This window comes from Mycobacterium sp. (assembly GCF_046095365.1).
Taxonomy (GTDB): domain Bacteria; phylum Actinomycetota; class Actinomycetes; order Mycobacteriales; family Mycobacteriaceae; genus Mycobacterium.
Map to the genome: position 1 here is coordinate 1 of NZ_JBJTJF010000222.1, position 16,797 is coordinate 16,797.

12 protein-coding genes are annotated in these 16,797 nt (G+C 68.4%); 4 read left to right on the forward strand and 8 right to left on the reverse strand.

Annotated features, from left to right (window positions below):
- From ACKOQ4_RS17350 to ACKOQ4_RS17385, 8 genes are all read right to left on the reverse strand, one after another.
- A partial coding sequence (locus tag ACKOQ4_RS17350; RefSeq protein ID WP_526293831.1) for a molybdopterin-dependent oxidoreductase occupies window positions 1–1,572 on the reverse strand: 1,572 nt, incomplete at its 3' end.
- 65 nt (window positions 1,573–1,637) lie between these two features.
- Window positions 1,638–2,114 carry a TspO/MBR family protein gene (locus ACKOQ4_RS17355; protein ID WP_526293832.1) on the reverse strand — a complete coding sequence of 159 codons (477 nt, stop codon included), beginning with the start codon at window positions 2,112–2,114 and terminating at the stop codon, window positions 1,638–1,640.
- A 36-nt stretch (window positions 2,115–2,150) separates the two neighbouring features.
- The gene (gene pat / locus ACKOQ4_RS17360; protein ID WP_526293841.1) at window positions 2,151–3,110 is read right to left on the reverse strand and encodes an acetyltransferase Pat; all 960 of its coding nucleotides are present in this window, start codon (window positions 3,108–3,110) and stop codon (window positions 2,151–2,153) included.
- Window positions 3,111–3,190: 80 nt separating this feature from the next.
- On the reverse strand, window positions 3,191–4,207 hold the full coding sequence (locus tag ACKOQ4_RS17365) for an NAD(P)/FAD-dependent oxidoreductase (RefSeq protein ID WP_526293833.1): 1,017 nt from the start codon (window positions 4,205–4,207) through the stop codon (window positions 3,191–3,193).
- On the reverse strand, window positions 4,204–4,713 hold the full coding sequence (locus ACKOQ4_RS17370; RefSeq protein ID WP_526293834.1) for an isoprenylcysteine carboxyl methyltransferase family protein: 510 nt from the start codon (window positions 4,711–4,713) through the stop codon (window positions 4,204–4,206). Before ACKOQ4_RS17370 ends, ACKOQ4_RS17365 begins: the two co-directional genes overlap by 4 nt.
- Before the next feature lie 7 nt (window positions 4,714–4,720).
- Window positions 4,721–5,815, reverse strand: a complete 1,095-nt coding sequence (locus ACKOQ4_RS17375) for a type III polyketide synthase (RefSeq protein ID WP_526293835.1) — start codon at window positions 5,813–5,815, stop codon at window positions 4,721–4,723.
- Between the two features lie 84 nt (window positions 5,816–5,899).
- Window positions 5,900–6,676 (reverse strand): methyltransferase family protein, encoded by a 777-nt coding sequence (locus tag ACKOQ4_RS17380; RefSeq protein WP_526293836.1) that lies wholly within the window; start codon window positions 6,674–6,676, stop codon window positions 5,900–5,902.
- Window positions 6,673–8,901 (reverse strand): MMPL family transporter, encoded by a 2,229-nt coding sequence (locus ACKOQ4_RS17385; protein ID WP_526293837.1) that lies wholly within the window; start codon window positions 8,899–8,901, stop codon window positions 6,673–6,675. Before ACKOQ4_RS17385 ends, ACKOQ4_RS17380 begins: the two co-directional genes overlap by 4 nt.
- Before the next feature lie 201 nt (window positions 8,902–9,102).
- Between ACKOQ4_RS17385 and ACKOQ4_RS17390 the strand changes: the two genes are divergently transcribed.
- The 4 genes from ACKOQ4_RS17390 to pap all read left to right on the forward strand — a co-directional run bounded on the left by ACKOQ4_RS17390 (window position 9,103) and on the right by pap (window position 16,775).
- Entirely contained in the window at window positions 9,103–11,601 is a 2,499-nt protein-coding gene (locus tag ACKOQ4_RS17390; RefSeq protein ID WP_526293838.1) for a glycogen/starch/alpha-glucan phosphorylase, read from the forward strand.
- Between the two features lie 4 nt (window positions 11,602–11,605).
- Window positions 11,606–14,086: a phosphoketolase family protein gene (locus ACKOQ4_RS17395; RefSeq protein WP_526293839.1), complete on the forward strand. Its 2,481-nt coding sequence runs from the start codon at window positions 11,606–11,608 to the stop codon at window positions 14,084–14,086.
- Window positions 14,087–14,179: 93 nt separating this feature from the next.
- Window positions 14,180–15,214 (forward strand): alpha/beta fold hydrolase, encoded by a 1,035-nt coding sequence (locus ACKOQ4_RS17400; RefSeq protein ID WP_526293842.1) that lies wholly within the window; start codon window positions 14,180–14,182, stop codon window positions 15,212–15,214.
- A 73-nt stretch (window positions 15,215–15,287) separates the two neighbouring features.
- Window positions 15,288–16,775, forward strand: coding sequence for a polyphosphate:AMP phosphotransferase (gene pap / locus ACKOQ4_RS17405; RefSeq protein ID WP_526293840.1), 1,488 nt, complete (start codon window positions 15,288–15,290; stop codon window positions 16,773–16,775).
- Window positions 16,776–16,797 lie beyond the last annotated feature (22 nt).

The following is a 16,797-nucleotide window of genomic DNA, read 5'->3' on the forward strand; positions in this document are numbered from 1 at the left end:
CTCGTAGGCCAGGATCGTCTGGGGGTGGTACATGTTCGCGATCGGATGGCAGTCGTAGTAGCGCCCGCCTTCCGGACCGTCGGCGAAGGAGTAGAACACCACCCACTTCGCATCCGGGCGCGGCTGCACCATGTCGCAGACGACGCTCATCGGCACACCGGCCCACTTCGCGATGCCCGACCAGCCCTGGATGCAGAAGTGCTGGGTGATGTGGTTCTGTTTCGGCAGCGCGAGCAGCTGCGCGTAACTGAGTTCCAGCGGGTTCTCCACCAGCCCGTCGACCCGTAGGACGTAGTCCGACCAGTTACCCGCCTTGAGCCGCAGGTAATCCTCGGTCTTCGGCACGTTGCCGTTGACCCAGAAATACGGGGAGATGTCGTCCCTGGAGTAGGTGGCCTTGGGCTCCCAGCGCTCCAGCAGCCCCTTGAGCCAGCCGACCATGGTCGTGCCCGCCACTTGAACCGCCCGGGGATGTTTGATCGTCAGCGGCGAGGCCACCAGCCAGAAGGCGACGACCACCGCCATCCACGCCGCGTAAAGCGCCACGCCGAGATAGGAGTCGGTGTCGGTACCCAGGGTCATGTGGTTGACGTTGCCGACGAAACCGGTGACGAACACCATCAGCGTGTGGACGACGATGAACACCAGCATCCACGTCAGCACCCCGAAGTGGATGGTGCGGGCGACCTGCCGGTTGAGCCGGCCGGCGCCGGTGCCGAACCGGCCCGCGATGGCCGGGGCCTGCAACAGCCCGGTGATCAGGGCCAGCGGTGCTGCGATGAACACCGTGATGAAGTACGCCAGCAGTTGCAGAGCGTTGTAGGTGGAGAAGCCCGCGTTCTGCGGCAGTTGCAGTGACAGGTACTGCAAAGCCGTCGACAGCGCGTTGGGGAATACCTCCCAGGAAGTGGGCACCAGCCGCTTCCACTGGTCGGTGCTGAACAGCAGGACGTAGAACACCGCCCCGTTGACGAGCCACAACAGGTCGAAGCTGAAGTGCCACCAGCGGGCCAGTCCGATCGAATGCCGAAACCCGGGAATCCCGATCTGTCTGGGCAGCGCGACGGAATCGTCCTTGGCCGTCCACACCCGCTTCGCGTCGGCGGGGTCGCGCCGGTCGGCCGGAACCGGGCCGCGCAGCCGCATCCACTCGGTGTCCGGCTTGCAGCCGGCGTTGAGATACAGCCGCGGGTGGTCGGCGAGGATCTGGATGCCCGCGCGGATGATGAACATCATGAACAGCAGGTTCAGGAAGTGCTGCCAGCGCAGCCACCACGGGAAGCCGGAGTTCACCGGCTGCACGTAGTCGGTGGAGGTGCCGGGATAGCGGGCGATGAAATCCTGGTACCACCCGTAGCGGGTCATCTCGCGGACCACCGCGATCGACAGCGCCAGCGCCGCCAGCCCAAGTGGTACCAGCCACAGACTGCTGAACCACCGGCGTCCGATCCGCACCGACGGCAACTGCGCACGGGTCTGCTCGATGCCGCCGGCCCAGTCGTCCAGCGAGATGGAACCCTGACTGTGGCCTGACAAGGCCCCCTCGAGCGGGTCCGGTTCGCCAGTTTTCATACGACCACCCAAATTTCCCTGACGGCTACTTTGCGCCTGATGCTAGACCGCCTTCGGCCGCGGTCTCAGCGGTTGAGCCGCCAGATGTCGGCCGTCATCACCGTGGCGAACGTGCACCACGCGGGGTAGGGCGCCAGCGCGGCACCCAGTTTGAGGTCGGCGTCGGCGGCGCGGCGGGTCAGGTCGGCCGACGAGGCGGCCAGCGCGGCAGCCGCCAGCGACGACAGGAAGAGCTTGTTCTTCGCGAAGAACAGCCAGCTCCAGCCGGCGTTCAGCGCCAGGTTGGTGCCCAGGGCGGCGGTGTAGGCGCGGGCCTTGGCGTGCTCACCGTCGCTGCGGAACCTCTCGATCGCCGCCGCGGAGGTGACGGCGATATCGGCATACAGGGTCGTCCACGCGATCGGGAACACCACGTTGGGCGGGACATAGCCGGGCTTGCGGATCCCGGTGTACCAGCCCCGCACGCCGTCGCGGCTCGAAACGCTGCCCACGACGGCAGCCGCCGCGGTCGCCAGGCCCGTCGCCACCAGTGTCTTGCGCATCCGCTCACGGTACCCGGTGCGCACAGACTGAGAAGGTCAACTCCCGGATGCTCGAATGACTTCTCTTGTCATAGCGCGGATTTCGCCAACCAGCTCGGGGTCCAGCCGAAGCTGGCCTTCGTTCGGTACGTCGAATGACGTCGTCACCACTCCCGGCTCGTCACGCTCCCATTCGCCGCCGTACCGGTCGAGGATCGCCCGCATCGCGTGGTTCTCCGCCAGCAGCCGGGCGGTGAACCGGCGCACGCCTCCGGCCCGGGCGGCGATGCTCACCGCGTCCATCAGGAAGCTGCCGATCCCGCGGCGCTGGTAGTCGTCGGCGACGATGAAGGCGATCTCGGCCGTCGCCGGGTCGTCGACGTCGCGGACGAACCGCACGTCGGCGACCACCGGGCCGTCGGCCCCGTCGACCAGCACCCAGACGAAGTGGTCGACGTAGTCGACCTGGAACAGGTAGTTCAGCAGCGACGGACTGGGCGCCTGGGTGGACATGAACCGCCGGTAGAGGGTCTCGCTGGAGAACTCGACCGAGGAGTTGCCCGTCCGCTCGGTGTCGCCGGGCAGCACCGGCCGCAGCAGCAGTTCGGTGCCGTCCCCGAACCCGACCGTGATCGGGGTGATGTACGCGGCCAGCCGCTGGCGGACGATGCGCAACAGCCGCTCGCTGACGCCGGGCAGGTCGAGGATGGCCGCGAAGGCCTTCTCGTCGCCGACGAAGCCGGTCAGCTGCTCAGTGGCGGTGACGGTCGCGGTGCGCGGCTTGTCCCGCAGCAGGGCGATCTCGCCGACGATCACACCGGCTGAGGCCTCGTCGGCGACCACCGTCCCGTCCTCGCCTGCGTGACTGGCCTCGATCCGCCCGGAGGCGATCAGCACGAAGAAGGTGGCCTCCTCACCCTGGCGCATCAGCACCTCACCACGCCCGGCGCACAGCCGGCGCAGCCGGCCGGCGACCGGGGCGAGCTCGGTTTCCGAACAGTCCGCGAACAGCGCCATCCCGACCAGGTCCGCGGCGCGAACGGCGGACTCGCTGCGTTCGGGGTTCACGGTCTGATCATGCACGAGGGCCGACGGGGCTAGTAGGCCAGCAGGTTGACGATCCCGCCGAACGCCGACGGCACCGCGCTGGCCGCCGGCACGATGGCCGCCCGCACCGGCGGCAGGCCGCTGGCATGCAGCAGCCCCGCTGTCAGCAGACGGTACCGGCGCGACATGGCCCGCCACTGGCGGTCGTAGTCCTGCGGGGTATCGGCCAGGACGCACTTGACGACCAGCTCAGCCCCGCCGAAGGCGATCCCCAGGCCCTCCCCGGTGAGCGCGTCGACATAGCCGGCGGCGTCCCCGACCAGCATCACCCGCCCGGCCGCGCGGCTGCGGACGCGCTGGCGCAGCGGCCCGGCGGCACGGTCCGAGCCGTGCGGCACATCGTCGAGTCGCTCTGTGAGAGCCGGGAATTCGAGCAGGTGGTCGCCGAACTTGCCCTGCCGGGAGGTCAGGATCGCCACACCCACCGTGTCGTCGGCGACCGGGGTGACGTAGGCCTCGGTATCGCGGGCCCAGTACACCTCGACGGTGTCGCTCCACGGCGCGACGGTGTAGTGCCGCCGGATCCCCCACCGCCGCCGTCCGCGGGCGGGCCGGTTCAGTCCCAGCGAGCGCCGGATGGGTGAGTGCAGGCCGTCGGCGGCGGCCAGGTAGCGGGCCCGCAGGTCCCCGCACCGCACCGAGGTGGCGTCCTGGCTGACCGGTCCGATCTCACCCTGCACGATCCGCACACCGGCGGAGGTGGCGGTGTCGTAGAGGGCTTCGTAGAGGACCGTTCGCCGCACCCCCAGACCGCTTCCGGACCGGAACGACGCCCCGACGCGGTGCCGGGAGTCGATGTAGGTGATGCCGCGGAACTCCTTGCCGCGCAACGGCACCCCGATGGCCTCGAGTTGGGCCACGGTGTGCGGCATGAGTCCCTCGCCGCACGCCTTGTCGATCGGCCCGGGACGGCGGTCGACGACGACCGCCTCCAGACCGGCGCGCGCCGCGTGTATCGCGGTGGCAAGTCCGGCCGGGCCGCCGCCGGCGACTATCAGGTCGGTCATGCCAGCCTCGCCAGTGCCGAGTTCTCGACGCCGATGCGCCGGTTGAGCAGGACCGCGTTGAGCACGGTGAAGATCAGCGCGGTCACCCAGGCGGTGTGCACCAGCGGCAGGGCGATGCCCTCGGCGACCACCGCCACGTAGTTGGGGTGCGACATCAGCCGGTAGGGGCCGCCGGTCACCCGTTCGGCGCCCGGGATCACCACGACGCGGGTGTTCCACTGCCGGCCGAGGGTGGTGATGCACCACCAGCGCAACGCCTGGGCGGCCACAACCACGGCCAGCATCGGCCAGCCCAGCGCCGGAATGAACGGGCGGTGCAGCGCGAACACCTCGACCAGACAGCCGACCAGCAGCCCGGTGTGCAGGACGACCATCACCGGGTAGTGCCCGGCCCCGAACTCCACGCCGCCACGGTCCCGGCTCCACGCGAGATTGCGCTGCGCGACGACGAGTTCGGCCAGTCGCTCGGCCCCGACGGCGACCACGAGGAGGACGTACCAGTTCACGGCGGTGTCAATCCCACTGCATGAGAACGAGTTCCGAGCAGAACCCGGGTCCCATGGCCATCATGACGCCCGGCCCGGGCGCCGGGCCCTTGGCGATGGTGTCACGCAGCACGTGCAGGACCGACGAGGACGACAGGTTGCCGATGTCGGCCAGCGAGCGCCAGGTGAGCTCCAGGGCGTCGTCGGGCAGACCGAGGCTGGAGACGATGGCTTCGATGACCTTCGGCCCGCCGGGGTGGCTCACCCAGGTGCCGATGTCCGCGACCGCGAGGCCGTGGTCACCGAGGAAGGCGGACATGTCACCGGGCAGGTGCCGGCTGACGACCTCGGGCACGTCGGGTGAGAGCACCAGTTGCAGACCGGAGGCGCCGACGTCCCATCCCATCGTCCGCAGCGAACCGGGGTAGAGGTGGCTGCGGCTGTCGAGAACCGCCGGGCCGCTGACACCCATCCGGGCAGCGCGGCGCTCGCCGACGGCGACCACCGCCGCGGCGCCGTCGCCGAACAGCGCGGTGCCGACGAAGCCGGCGACAGTGGGCTGGACCGCCGGGAAGGTCAGCGAACACAACTCGACCGACAGCAGCACGGCGACGTCGTCGGGGGCGCCGCGCAGATAATCGTGCACCCTGGCGACCCCGGCCGCGCCGGCCACGCAGCCCAGTCCGAACAACGGCACCCGGCGGACGTCGGAACGCAGCCCCAGTTGCTGGGCCACCCGCGCCTCCAGCGAGGGCACCATGATGCCGGTCACCGTCGTCGACACGATCAGGTCGACGTCGCCGGGCGTCAGGCCCGCCTCCTCGAGTGCGGCGCTGACCGCGGCGCAGCCGAGTTCCACGGCGTTCTCGATGAAGATGTCGTTGGCGTCACCGAAATCGGTCAGGGTCCGGTACCGCTCCAGGGGCAGGACCAGATTGCGGTGGTTGACCTTCGCCGCGCGGTGCATGTGGCGGACGATCTGCCCGTGCTCGGCCATGGCGGGCAGGGTCAGGAAGGCCTCGGCGATCTCCTCCTGGCCGAAGCGAAACGCCGGCAGGGCTCCCTGAACGCCGGCGATGACGCTGACGGGACCGTCCGCACCGGGCCGGGATTTGCTCGACATCACTCAAGTATGTCCGGATCGCCGCGCCGGCAATTCCGCGGATGTGCGAATGCCCAGGTGATCGGTACCGGTGTCACCGAACTGTCACAGCCTTGAGCGCCCTTTGCGGGGCAGCGGCAACCAGTACGGGACGGCGCGGGCGTACCTGTCGAAGGCCTCGCCGTAGATCCGGCGGAAGCGGGCCTCCTTGCGCAGCGGCGCCGCCAGGCAGTACAGGGTGAGGGTCACGGCGAGCACCAACTGGTCCGGTGTCCACGTCGGGACGGTCCACAGCGTGAGCGTGAACGAGACGTAGATCGGCTGGCGCACCATTCGGAACAGGCCCGTGACCGGCATCGGCGGATAGACCGGCCGGCGTCCCCGAAACAGCGCCAGCCATCCAAGGGTTCCGGTCTGCAGGCTCAGGCCGGCATCCCACATCGACTTCAACAGCAACAACCAGCACAGGCCGTAGAGCGCGGCCATCGCGACCAGCGTCACACCGTGGGCCTGCCACCAGACCGTGCCCGTCGGCGACCAGAACGCGAACAGCACGAAGACCTGCACGGCGGCGACGATCACGTAGGTGGTGGTCGAAAGCGTGCCGCCGGCACCCCGCGGCGCCAGCCGACCCAGCACGGCTCTGCCCCGCTCGGTGAGCAGAAACGAGTGCATGAGGGGGAACTGCACCAGCAGGGCGCCGTTGGCCAGCCAGTTCCACGGCCGCGGCACCGTCCCCACCGACCGGCTCATCCCGGAGAACATCGCGGCCATCATGGTCGCTATAGCGACGACGAAGAGCGTGTGGCAGCCGACGCCGTAGAGCGCCGCGAGAACCCGGCGCCGGCTGTCCGGCGCCGTCCGCTCCGGCGCCTTCGTCATTGCCGGACCGTGCCCGACTCGCTGATGCCGAACCTGCGGTGCAGCCTGACGAGCGGCGCCGGCGCCCACCAGTTCCACCGGCCCATCACGCCCATGAACGCCGGGACCAGGACCAGCCGCACCAGAGTGGCGTCAACCAGAACCGCCAGCGTCAGACCCACACCGAACAGTCGCATCACCGCGACCTTGGCCGCGACCAGCGCGGCGAAGGCGATGGCCATGATCAGGGCCGCGGCCGTGATCACCCGGCCGGTGTGCGCCAGGCCCAGCGCCACGCTCTCGTCGTTGTCCGCCGACGTCTGCCCGGACGCGAGCCAGAACTCCCGGATGCGCGAGACCAGGAAGACCTCGTAGTCCATCGACAGGCCGAAGGCCACGCAGAACAGCAAGACCGGCATGTTGGCCACCAGCGTCCCGGTGGGGGTGGTGCCCAGGGCGCCCAGGTTGCCGTCCTGGAAGATCCAGACGGTGGAACCGAAGGCCGCCGACAGCGAAAGAATGTTGAGGATGAGCGCCTTGACCGGAAGGACAACACTGCCGGTCAGCAGGAAGAGCAGCACCAGCATGATGACCGCGATCAGTCCCAGCACCAACGGCAGCCGGGAGGTGATCGCGTCGACGCTGTCCCGGTTGGTCTGGGCCAGCCCGCCGAACGCGGTGCCGCGGCCGTCGGGAGTGGGCACCGCGTGCAGCCCGCTGAGCTGGTTCTCCGAGGCTTCGGAGAACAACGGCACCGAGCTGCCGACGGTGAGCAGTGTGCTTCCGGACGCCACGCCGGTCGGAGCCAGCGGAGGGCCGGTCAGCCGGCCGCTCACCCACGTGCCGCCGGGTGCCGAGACCGAGTTGACGTCGGGCACCCGGGACAGCTCGGCCGCGTAGCGGTCGACCGCGCCGCGGTCCAGCCCGGCCGAGTCGGTGATGATGATCGGCACCTCCGAGTCGGAGTCGATCTCGTAGTCCGCGCGCAACAAATCCCCGACCTGGTGGGCCGAGGCCGACTTAGGCAGCACCCGGTCGTCCGGGAAGCCGGGCCGGACCCCGAGGAACGGCGCGCCGAGCACCACCAGCAGCGCTACCCCGGCCAGCCCGATCGGCACGGCACGCCGCATCACGAATTTCGTTGAGCGGTACCAGAACTGCCGCTCGGTGGGCACCGGTTCGGGTTCGGGACGGCCCAGCATCCGGCGCAGGCCGCGGCGCACGTCGAATTTGTCCAGCCGGTCACCGAGCAGCATGATGGCCGCCGGCGTGACAATGACGGCCGCCAGCGCGGCGAAAGCGACGGTGGCCACGCCGGCGTAGGCGAACGATCGCAGGAAGTTCATCGGGAAGAGCACCATCACCGCCATCGACAGCGCGACCGTCACGGCCGAGAACAGCACCGTGCGGCCGGCGGTGACCATGGTGGTGGCCACCGCGTCGGCCCGGCCGGCGCCGGCGGCCAGCTCGTCGCGGTATCGGCTGACGATCAGCAGTGTGTAGTCGATGGCCAGCGCCAATCCCATGGCGGTGGTGAGGTTCAGCGCGAAGATCGACACGTCGGTGAAGAAGGTGACGGCACGCAACACCGCCAGTGACCCGAGTATGGCCATCACGCCGACGGCCAGCGGCAGCGCCGCGGCGAACAGCCCGCCGAACACCCAGATCAGCACCAGGAAGCTCAGCGGCACCACGATCGCTTCCAGCAGCAGCAGGTCCCGCTTGGACTGTTCGGTGACCTGCAGGTTGACGACCGCGGTTCCGCCCGCGATGACCCGGACACCGTCACGGTCGCCGGCCAGCGCGTCGGTGAGTTCCTTGGTGTAGGCCTGTTGCTGGGCCTCGGTCCCGACGATCCCGGTCACGATCAGGCCGGACTTCCGGTCGGCGCTGACCAGCGCCGCGGCGGCGGGCGGGGGTGACGTCCAGGCCGACGTGACTGCCGCGGCGTGGCCGGAACCCTCCAGCTTCGCGACGACGTCGGTGGCGACAGCGCGGGCCCTGGGACTGTCGTAGCGGTCGGGTGCGCTGACCACGAAGACCAGGGGCACGTCACCCTGCCCGAACTTCTGGGTCAGCATCGCCGTGGCCCGGGAGGACTCGGATGTGGGGTCCTGGAAACCGCTGGGGGACAGTTTGTCGGCCACCGGGACGCCGAACACCCCGACGATCGCCGCCAGCAGTGCGGCGGCCACGATCACCCGCCGCGGAACGGACACGGCGAGCCGGGCGATGCGATCCAGCACTGTCCATCCTCAACTCAAGGCGGTCGGACCCCCTGGCACCACGGTAGCCCGAGGCCGTCCGGCCGCGCCTCCCGCACACCTGGGTGTGTGCTGTGCGATCGGCCAACGTTCACCTACCAGTTACCCGAAGCGCAGGTGGGAGAACGGCGCCGGTGCAATACTCGCAGCAAACCAGCCAGGCTGAAGACACGGGGAGCGCACATGACCGAAATCATCTACACGTCGGCCGCGGCGGGCGGGGCCGGCGACGACGTCCGCACCGGGATGACCGCCCAGTCCCTGCGCAAGGCCATCGAAGACCACGTGCGCTACTCGCTGGGGCGGCCCATCCAACTGCTGCAGCCCCAGCACTACTACCACGCACTGTCCCTCGCGGTCCGCGACCGCATGCAGAAGCGGTGGACCGAGACCACCCAGACCTACCTGGACCTGTCCCGCAAAGTCGCGGTCTACCTGTCCGCGGAGTTCCTGATGGGCCCGCACCTGGGCAACAACCTGCTCAACCTCGGCCTGGAGGAAGAGGCCCGGGCGGCGCTGGCAGAACTCGGCCAGGACTACGACGCCGTGCTGGACTGCGAGGAGGAACCCGGGCTGGGCAACGGCGGCCTGGGCCGGCTGGCGGCCTGCTACCTGGAATCGCTGGCCACCCTGGAGCGGCCGGCGATCGGCTACGGCATCCGCTACGAGTTCGGCATCTTCGACCAGGAGATCAAGGACGGCTGGCAGGTGGAGCGCACCGACAACTGGCTGGCGGCCGGTAACCCCTGGGAGATCGCCAAGCCGGAACTGAACTACGAGGTCGGCTGGGGCGGGCACACCGAGCACTTCACCGACCAGGCCGGCCAGCCCCAGGTGCGCTGGATCCCCAACCGCACCATCAAGGGTGTCTACTACGGCACCCCGATCCAGGGATACGGGGTCAACACCTGCAACACCCTCACGCTGTGGAGCGCCAACGCGGTCAACGCGCTGGCGCTTGAGGCGTTCAACGCAGGCGAGTACTACCGCGCGGTCGAGGATCAGGTGATCAGCGAGAACGTCACCAAGATCCTCTACCCCAACGACGAACCCGAAGCCGGCAAGCAGTTGCGCCTGCTGCAGCAGTACTTCTTCGTGTCATGCTCGCTGCAGGACATCCTGCACCTGCTGGAGGACTTCGCGGGCATGAGCGCCCGCGAACTACCCAACCGGGTTGCCGTGCAGCTCAACGACACTCATCCCTCGATCGCGGTCGCCGAGCTGATGCGCCTGCTGATCGACGAGCGGGACTTCAGCTGGGACGAGGCCTGGGAGATCACCGTCGCGACCTTCGCCTACACCAACCACACCCTGCTGCCGGAGGCGCTGGAGACCTGGCCGCTGAAGATGTTCGAGCATTTCCTGCCGCGCCACCTGGAGATCATCTACGAGATCAACAGCCGCTTCCTCGATGAGGTGCGACGGCGTTTCCCCGGCGACGACGCCCGGGCCCGCCGGATGTCGATCATCGGCGAGGACGGCGACCGCAGCATCCGGATGGCGCACCTGGCCACCGTCGGCAGCCATGCCGTCAACGGCGTCGCGGCCATGCATTCCGAACTCGTCAAGACCACCATTCTCAAAGACTTCTACGAGATGTGGCCCGATCGGTTCTACAACAAGACCAACGGCGTCACCCCGCGCCGCTTCGTGGGGCTGTCCAACCCGAGCCTGCGCAAACTGCTGGACCAGACCATCGGCGAGGGCTGGATGGTCGATCTGCAGAAACTGCGCGGGCTGGAACCCTATGCCGACGACCCCGCGTTCCAGCAGCGGTGGACGGCGGTCAAACGCGAGAACAAGGCCCGGCTGGCCGGCCTGGTCGCGGCCAAGACCGGTGTCGACCTCAACCCGGACTGGATGTTCGACGTCCAGGTCAAACGGATCCACGAGTACAAGCGCCAGCACCTCAACGCGCTGCACATCATCACCCTCTACAACCGGCTGAAGGCGAACCCGAGTCTCGACATCGCCCCGCGCGCTTTCGTTTTCGGCGGCAAGGCCGCACCCGGGTACTTCATCGCGAAGCTGATCATCAAGCTGATCAACTCGGTCGCCGAGACCGTCAACAACGACCCCGACGTCAACGGCAAGATCAAGGTCGCGTTCCTGCCGAACTTCAACGTCCAGAGCGGGCAGTTGATCTATCCGGGAGCCGACCTCTCCGAGCAGATCTCCACCGCCGGCAAAGAGGCCTCGGGCACCGGGAACATGAAGTTCATGATGAACGGCGCCCTCACGATCGGAACCCTCGACGGGGCCAACGTCGAGATGCGCGAGGAGGCCGGGGCGGAGAACTTCTTCCTCTTCGGCCTCACCGTCGAGGAGGTCCACGAGCTGCTGGCCAAGGGTTACCGGCCGCGCGACTACGTCGATGCGAACCCGGAACTGGCCGCCGCGATCGCCGCGATCGCCGAGGGCCGGTTCTCGCACGGCGACACCGGGGTGTTCGCCCCGCTGGTGTCCAACCTCGTCGACCACGACCCGTTCCTGGTGCTGGCCGACTACGCGGACTACATCCGCTGCCAGGGGGAGGTGGACCGGACCTGGCATGAGCCGGCGACCTGGGCGCGCATGTCGATCCTCAACAGCGCCCGCAGCGGCAAGTTCTCCTCAGACCGCTCGATCGCCGAGTACTGCAACGAAATCTGGAATGTTCCGCGGGTAACGATCAAAGGGTAGGTAGATGACAGCGAAGACGGAAACCGCTTGGCGCACAGGCACGCACGGCGAGCCGTCCGATGAGGTGATCGCGCAGATCGACGGCTGGTTCCGGGCCGCGAACTACCTGTCGGTCGGCCAGATCTATCTCCTGGACAACCCCCTGCTGCGGACACCGCTCTCGCGCGATGACGTCAAGCCCCGCCTCCTCGGGCACTGGGGCACCACGTCAGGACTGAACTTCCTCTACGCCCACCTCAACCGTGCGATCAAGGACCGCAGCCAGTCCACCATCTACATCACCGGACCGGGCCACGGCGGTCCGGGCCTGGTGTCCTGCGCCTACCTGGACGGCACCTACACCGAGTACTACCCCGACATCACCCAGGACCTCGAAGGCATGCGCAGGCTGTTCCGGCAGTTCTCCTTCCCCGGCGGCATCCCCTCACACGTCGCGCCGGAGACCCCTGGGTCGATCCACGAGGGCGGCGAACTGGGCTACGCCCTCTCGCACGCCTACGGGGCGGCCTTCGACAACCCCGACCTGCTGATCGCGGCGGTGGTCGGTGACGGCGAGGCCGAGACCGGAGCACTGGCCACCAGCTGGCACTCCAACAAGTTCATGCACCCTTTGCATGACGGCGTCGTGCTGCCGATCCTGCACCTGAACGGCTACAAGATCGCCAACCCGACTGTGCTGGACCGGATCCCGCAGGATGAGCTGCGGAGCCTGATGGTCGGCTACGGCCACAACCCGTACTTCTTCGAAGTCAAGGAGGACTCCGAGACCGGCGGGGACCACCTGGACGCGCACCGCCGGTTCGCCCGGTTGCTCGACGACGTGCTCGACGAGATCGCGGCGATCAAGGCCCGCGCGGCGGGCGGCGACGAGTCCCGCCCGGCGTGGCCGATGATCATCTTCCGCCACCCCAAGGGATGGACCGGTCCGGCCTACATCGACGGCAAGAAGACCACCGGTTCGTGGCGCGCGCACCAGGTCCCGCTCGCCAGTGCCCGCGACACCCCGGAGCACCTGCAGGTGCTGGCCGACTGGCTGTCGTCCTACCGGCCGAGCGAAGTGTTCGACGAGACAGGAGCGGTCAAGTCGGTCGTCGCCGACCTGGCCCCGGCCGGGTATCTGCGGATGAGCGACAACCCGCACGCCAACGGCGGTCTGCTACTCAAGGACCTGCGGTTGCCGGACTTCCGCGACTACGGAGTCGAGGTCCCGGCGCCGGGTGCGAGCATCGCCGAGGCCACCAAGGTCCTCGGCCAGTGGCTGACCGACGTGGTTCGGCTCAACCCGCACAACTTCCGGATCTTCGGTCCGGACGAGACGGCGTCCAATCGCCTGCAACCGGTGTTCGAGGTGACCAACAAGCAGTGGAACGCCGAATTCTTCGGCCCCGAGGTCGATGATCACCTCGCCAGGATGGGACGGGTGGTCGAGATGCTCTCCGAGCACCAGATGCAGGGCTGGCTGGAGGGCTACCTGCTCACCGGCCGGCACGGGCTGTTCAACTGCTACGAGGCCTTCATCCACATCATCGACTCGATGTTCAACCAGCACGCGAAGTGGCTGAAGGTCACCAACGACATTCCGTGGCGGCGTCCGATCGCGAGCCTGAACTATCTTCTCTCAAGCCATGTCTGGCGTCAGGATCACAACGGTTTCAGCCATCAGGATCCGGGTTTCATCGACCACGTGGTCAACAAGAGCGCCGAGGTGGTCCGGGTGTACCTGCCGCCGGACGCCAACACCCTGCTGTCCACCTACGACCACTGCCTGCGCTCGCGCCAGTACGTCAACGTCGTCGTCTCGGGCAAGCAGCCCCACCCCAACTTCCTCACCATGGACGAGGCCGTCGCCCACTGCACCCGCGGCCTGGGCATCTGGGAGTGGGCGGGCACCGAGAAGCACGGACAGGACCCCGACGTGGTGCTGGCCTGCGCCGGCGACGTGCCCACCCTCGAAGCCCTGGCGGCGGCCGACCTGCTGCGCCAGCACATCCCGGAGTTGGGGGTGCGTTTCGTCAACGTGGTGGACCTGATGAGGCTGCAGGACGCCAGCGAGCATCCGCACGGTTTGAGCAACCGCGAGTTCGACATGTACTTCACCGATGACAAGCCGGTCGTATTCGCCTACCACGGCTACCCGTGGCTGATCCACCGTCTGGTCTACCGGCGCAGCAACGACAACCGGGTGCACGTGCGCGGTTACAAGGAGGAGGGCACGACGACCACCCCGTTCGACATGGTGATGCTCAACGACCTCGACCGCTACCACCTGGTGATCGACGTGATCGACCGGGTGCCCGGCCTGGGCTCGCGCTACGCCGCGCTGCGGCAGCAGATGGTGGACAAGCGCATTCAGGCCCGTGAGTACACCCGCGAGTACGGTGACGACATCCCCGAGGTGCGGGACTGGGTCTGGCCGGCCGCGCGGGGAATGTACAGCGCCACCTCGGTCGCGGCGACGCTGGCCACCGGCGGCGACAACGAGTAACCGGCACATACGGGGCGTCGAGTGGAAGGCACGGGCCCGCGCGCTTAGGATTCACCCACGCCGCTGAACGAGCGGTCGGATGTCGAGGTGGACATGGCGCAGCCCAATCCCGAACCGCGGCCGATCCTGCTCGCCGATCCCGCCCCGGAGTTGCAGTTCCGGACCATCCACGGCTACCGCCGCGCCTTCCGCATCGCCGGTTCCGGCCCGGCGCTGCTGCTGATCCACGGTATCGGCGACAATTCCACGGCCTGGGAGCCGGTGCACGCCCAGTTGGCCCGCCGCTTCACCGTCATCGCACCGGACCTGCTCGGCCACGGACAGTCGGACAAGCCCAGGGCCGACTACTCGGTGGCCGCCTACGCCAACGGGATGCGCGACCTGCTCAGCGTGCTGGGAATCGACAAGGTGACCGTGGTGGGCCATTCCCTCGGCGGCGGGGTCGCGATGCAGTTCGCCTACCAGTTCCCCGCGATGATCGACCGGCTGATCCTGGTCGGGGCCGGCGGGGTGACCAAGGACGTCAACATCGCCCTGCGGTTCGCAGCGCTGCCGGTCGGCGGCGAGGCGCTGGCCCTGCTGCGCCTGCCCCTGGTGCTGCCGGCGCTGCAGACCGTCGGGCGCCTGCTGGGAATGACGATCGGTTCCACCGGGCTCGGCCGCGACATTCCCAACGCGCTGCGGATCCTGGCCGACCTGCCCGAGCCCAGGGCGTCAGCGGCTTTCACCCGCACGCTGCGCGCCGTGGTGGACTGGCGCGGCCAGGTGGTCACCATGCTGGACCGGTGTTATCTGACCGAATCCGTTCCCGTGCAACTAGTTTGGGGTGATCAGGACGTGGTGATCCCGGTCAGTCACGCCCACATGGCGCACGCCGCCATGCCGGGCTCGCGACTGGAGATCTTCGCCGGTTCCGGCCACTTCCCGCATCACGACGACCCCGCACGATTCGTGGCACTGGTCGAGGAGTTCGTCGACTCGACCACCCCGGCAGAGTACGACTCGGATTCACTGCGCGAACTGCTGCGCAGAGGCCGCGTGGAGGGCGCCATCGGAGGGCCCGAGGAGGCCGGCGCCCGCATCCTGGTGCTCGACGCACTGGAGAGCGACGAGCGCAGCGCAACCTGATTCCGGCCCCGCAGGCCACCCGTTAGTGAGATGGTGTTCACCTGGCGTTCACCTGCGGGCGAAGGAGTCTGGCGTGCTGGAAGTGTGCGAAGTGGGGAACGAAGTCGACAAGGACGAGTACGAGGCGGAGATCCCCGACTTGCGGGTCGGACTGATCAACGCCCAGTACGACCTTCGCTCCGCGGACTTCCCGGTGATCATCTGGATCGCCGGCGACGACCGGCTCGCCGCCAACGAACTGGTCAACCGGCTCAACGAGTGGATGGACTCCCGCTACGCCGACACCCGGGTGTTCGCCGAGCCCACCGACGAGGAATACCAGCGTCCGCACCTGTGGCGGCTGTGGCGCTCGCTGCCGCCGAAGGGCCGGGCGGCTTTCTTCGTCGGCGGCCTGATGCGCGCGGCCATCCAGCGCGCCAACGACGAGATCGACGAGCCGAGCTTCTCCATCTGGCTTCGCCACATCGCCAACATGCAGAACGAGTTGGTGGCCGACGGGGCGCTGATCCTGAAGTTCTTCCTGCACACCCCGGCCAAGGTGCAGAAGCGCAAACTCAAGAAGGCCCAGAAGGACCCGCATTCCGGCTGGCAGGTCGACCAGCGCGACTGGGCGGCCCTGGACTCCCTCGGGCCGGTGCTGCCGATCGCGGAACGGATTCTGCGCGAGACCAGCGGACCGGGGGCGCCGTGGACGATCGTGGAGTCCACCGACTCGCGCTACCGCGACCTCACCGTCGCGCGCACCATCCTGGCCGCACTGACCGCCCGGCTGAACGAGACGGACACCGCCCGCCACGGGCCGGCGCTGGCGGAGACGGTCTTCGGCGACTTCGACTCGGAGGCCAACGTGCTCTCCGGGGTGGACCTGACCCAGACGCTGACCAGACAGGAGGCGCGGGCGCGGCTGGCCAAGGAGCAGGCCAAGCTGCGCCGGCTGTCAATCGAGGCCCGCAAGCGCGGCATCAGTACGGTGCTGGCCTTCGAGGGCTGGGACGCCGCGGGCAAGGGCGGAGCGATCCGGCGGGTCACCGCGGCGATGGAGGCCGGTGACTACCGGGTGATCCCGGTGGCCGCACCCACCGAGGATGAGCGCAAGTACCACTACCTGTGGCGTTTCTGGCGGGACCTGCCGCCGGCCGGGAAGGTCGTGATCTTCGACCGCACCTGGTACGGACGCGTGCTGGTCGAGCGGCTGGAGGGGTTCGCCCGCCCCTGGGAGTGGCAGCGCGCCTATGACGAGATCAACGACTTCGAGGCCCAGATGGTCGAGCACGGCTACTACGTGGCGAAGTTCTGGCTGCACATCTCCCCCGCGGAGCAGCTCGCGCGCTTCCAGGCCCGCGAGGACACCCTCTACAAGAAGCACAAGATCACCGAGGAGGACTACCGCAACCGGGAGCGGTGGGACGAGTACGTCAAGGCCGTCGACCAGAAGGTGCTGCGCACCACCTCCGAGGGCGCGCGCTGGCATGTCATACCGGCCAACGACAAGCGGTTCGCCCGGGTGGCCACGCTCCGGGCCATCAACAAGGGCCTGGCCCAGAGACTGCGCGAAAGCTGACCTTCGGCACTGGCGGGTTCCC

Bases quoted from the DNA above. Each gene is read 5' to 3' on its own strand.
- ACKOQ4_RS17355 (WP_526293832.1), bottom strand. From the start codon at position 2,114: ATGCGCAAGACACTGGTGGCGACGGGCCTGGCGACCGCGGCGGCTGCC.
- ACKOQ4_RS17395 (WP_526293839.1), top strand. From the start codon at position 11,606: ATGACAGCGAAGACGGAAACCGCTTGGCGCACAGGCACGCACGGCGAG.
- ACKOQ4_RS17365 (WP_526293833.1), bottom strand. From the start codon at position 4,207: ATGACCGACCTGATAGTCGCCGGCGGCGGCCCGGCCGGACTTGCCACC.
- ACKOQ4_RS17400 (WP_526293842.1), top strand. From the start codon at position 14,180: ATGGCGCAGCCCAATCCCGAACCGCGGCCGATCCTGCTCGCCGATCCC.
- ACKOQ4_RS17380 (WP_526293836.1), bottom strand. From the start codon at position 6,676: ATGACGAAGGCGCCGGAGCGGACGGCGCCGGACAGCCGGCGCCGGGTT.
- ACKOQ4_RS17375 (WP_526293835.1), bottom strand. From the start codon at position 5,815: ATGTCGAGCAAATCCCGGCCCGGTGCGGACGGTCCCGTCAGCGTCATC.
- pat (WP_526293841.1), bottom strand. From the start codon at position 3,110: ATGGCGCTGTTCGCGGACTGTTCGGAAACCGAGCTCGCCCCGGTCGCC.
- ACKOQ4_RS17390 (WP_526293838.1), top strand. From the start codon at position 9,103: ATGACCGAAATCATCTACACGTCGGCCGCGGCGGGCGGGGCCGGCGAC.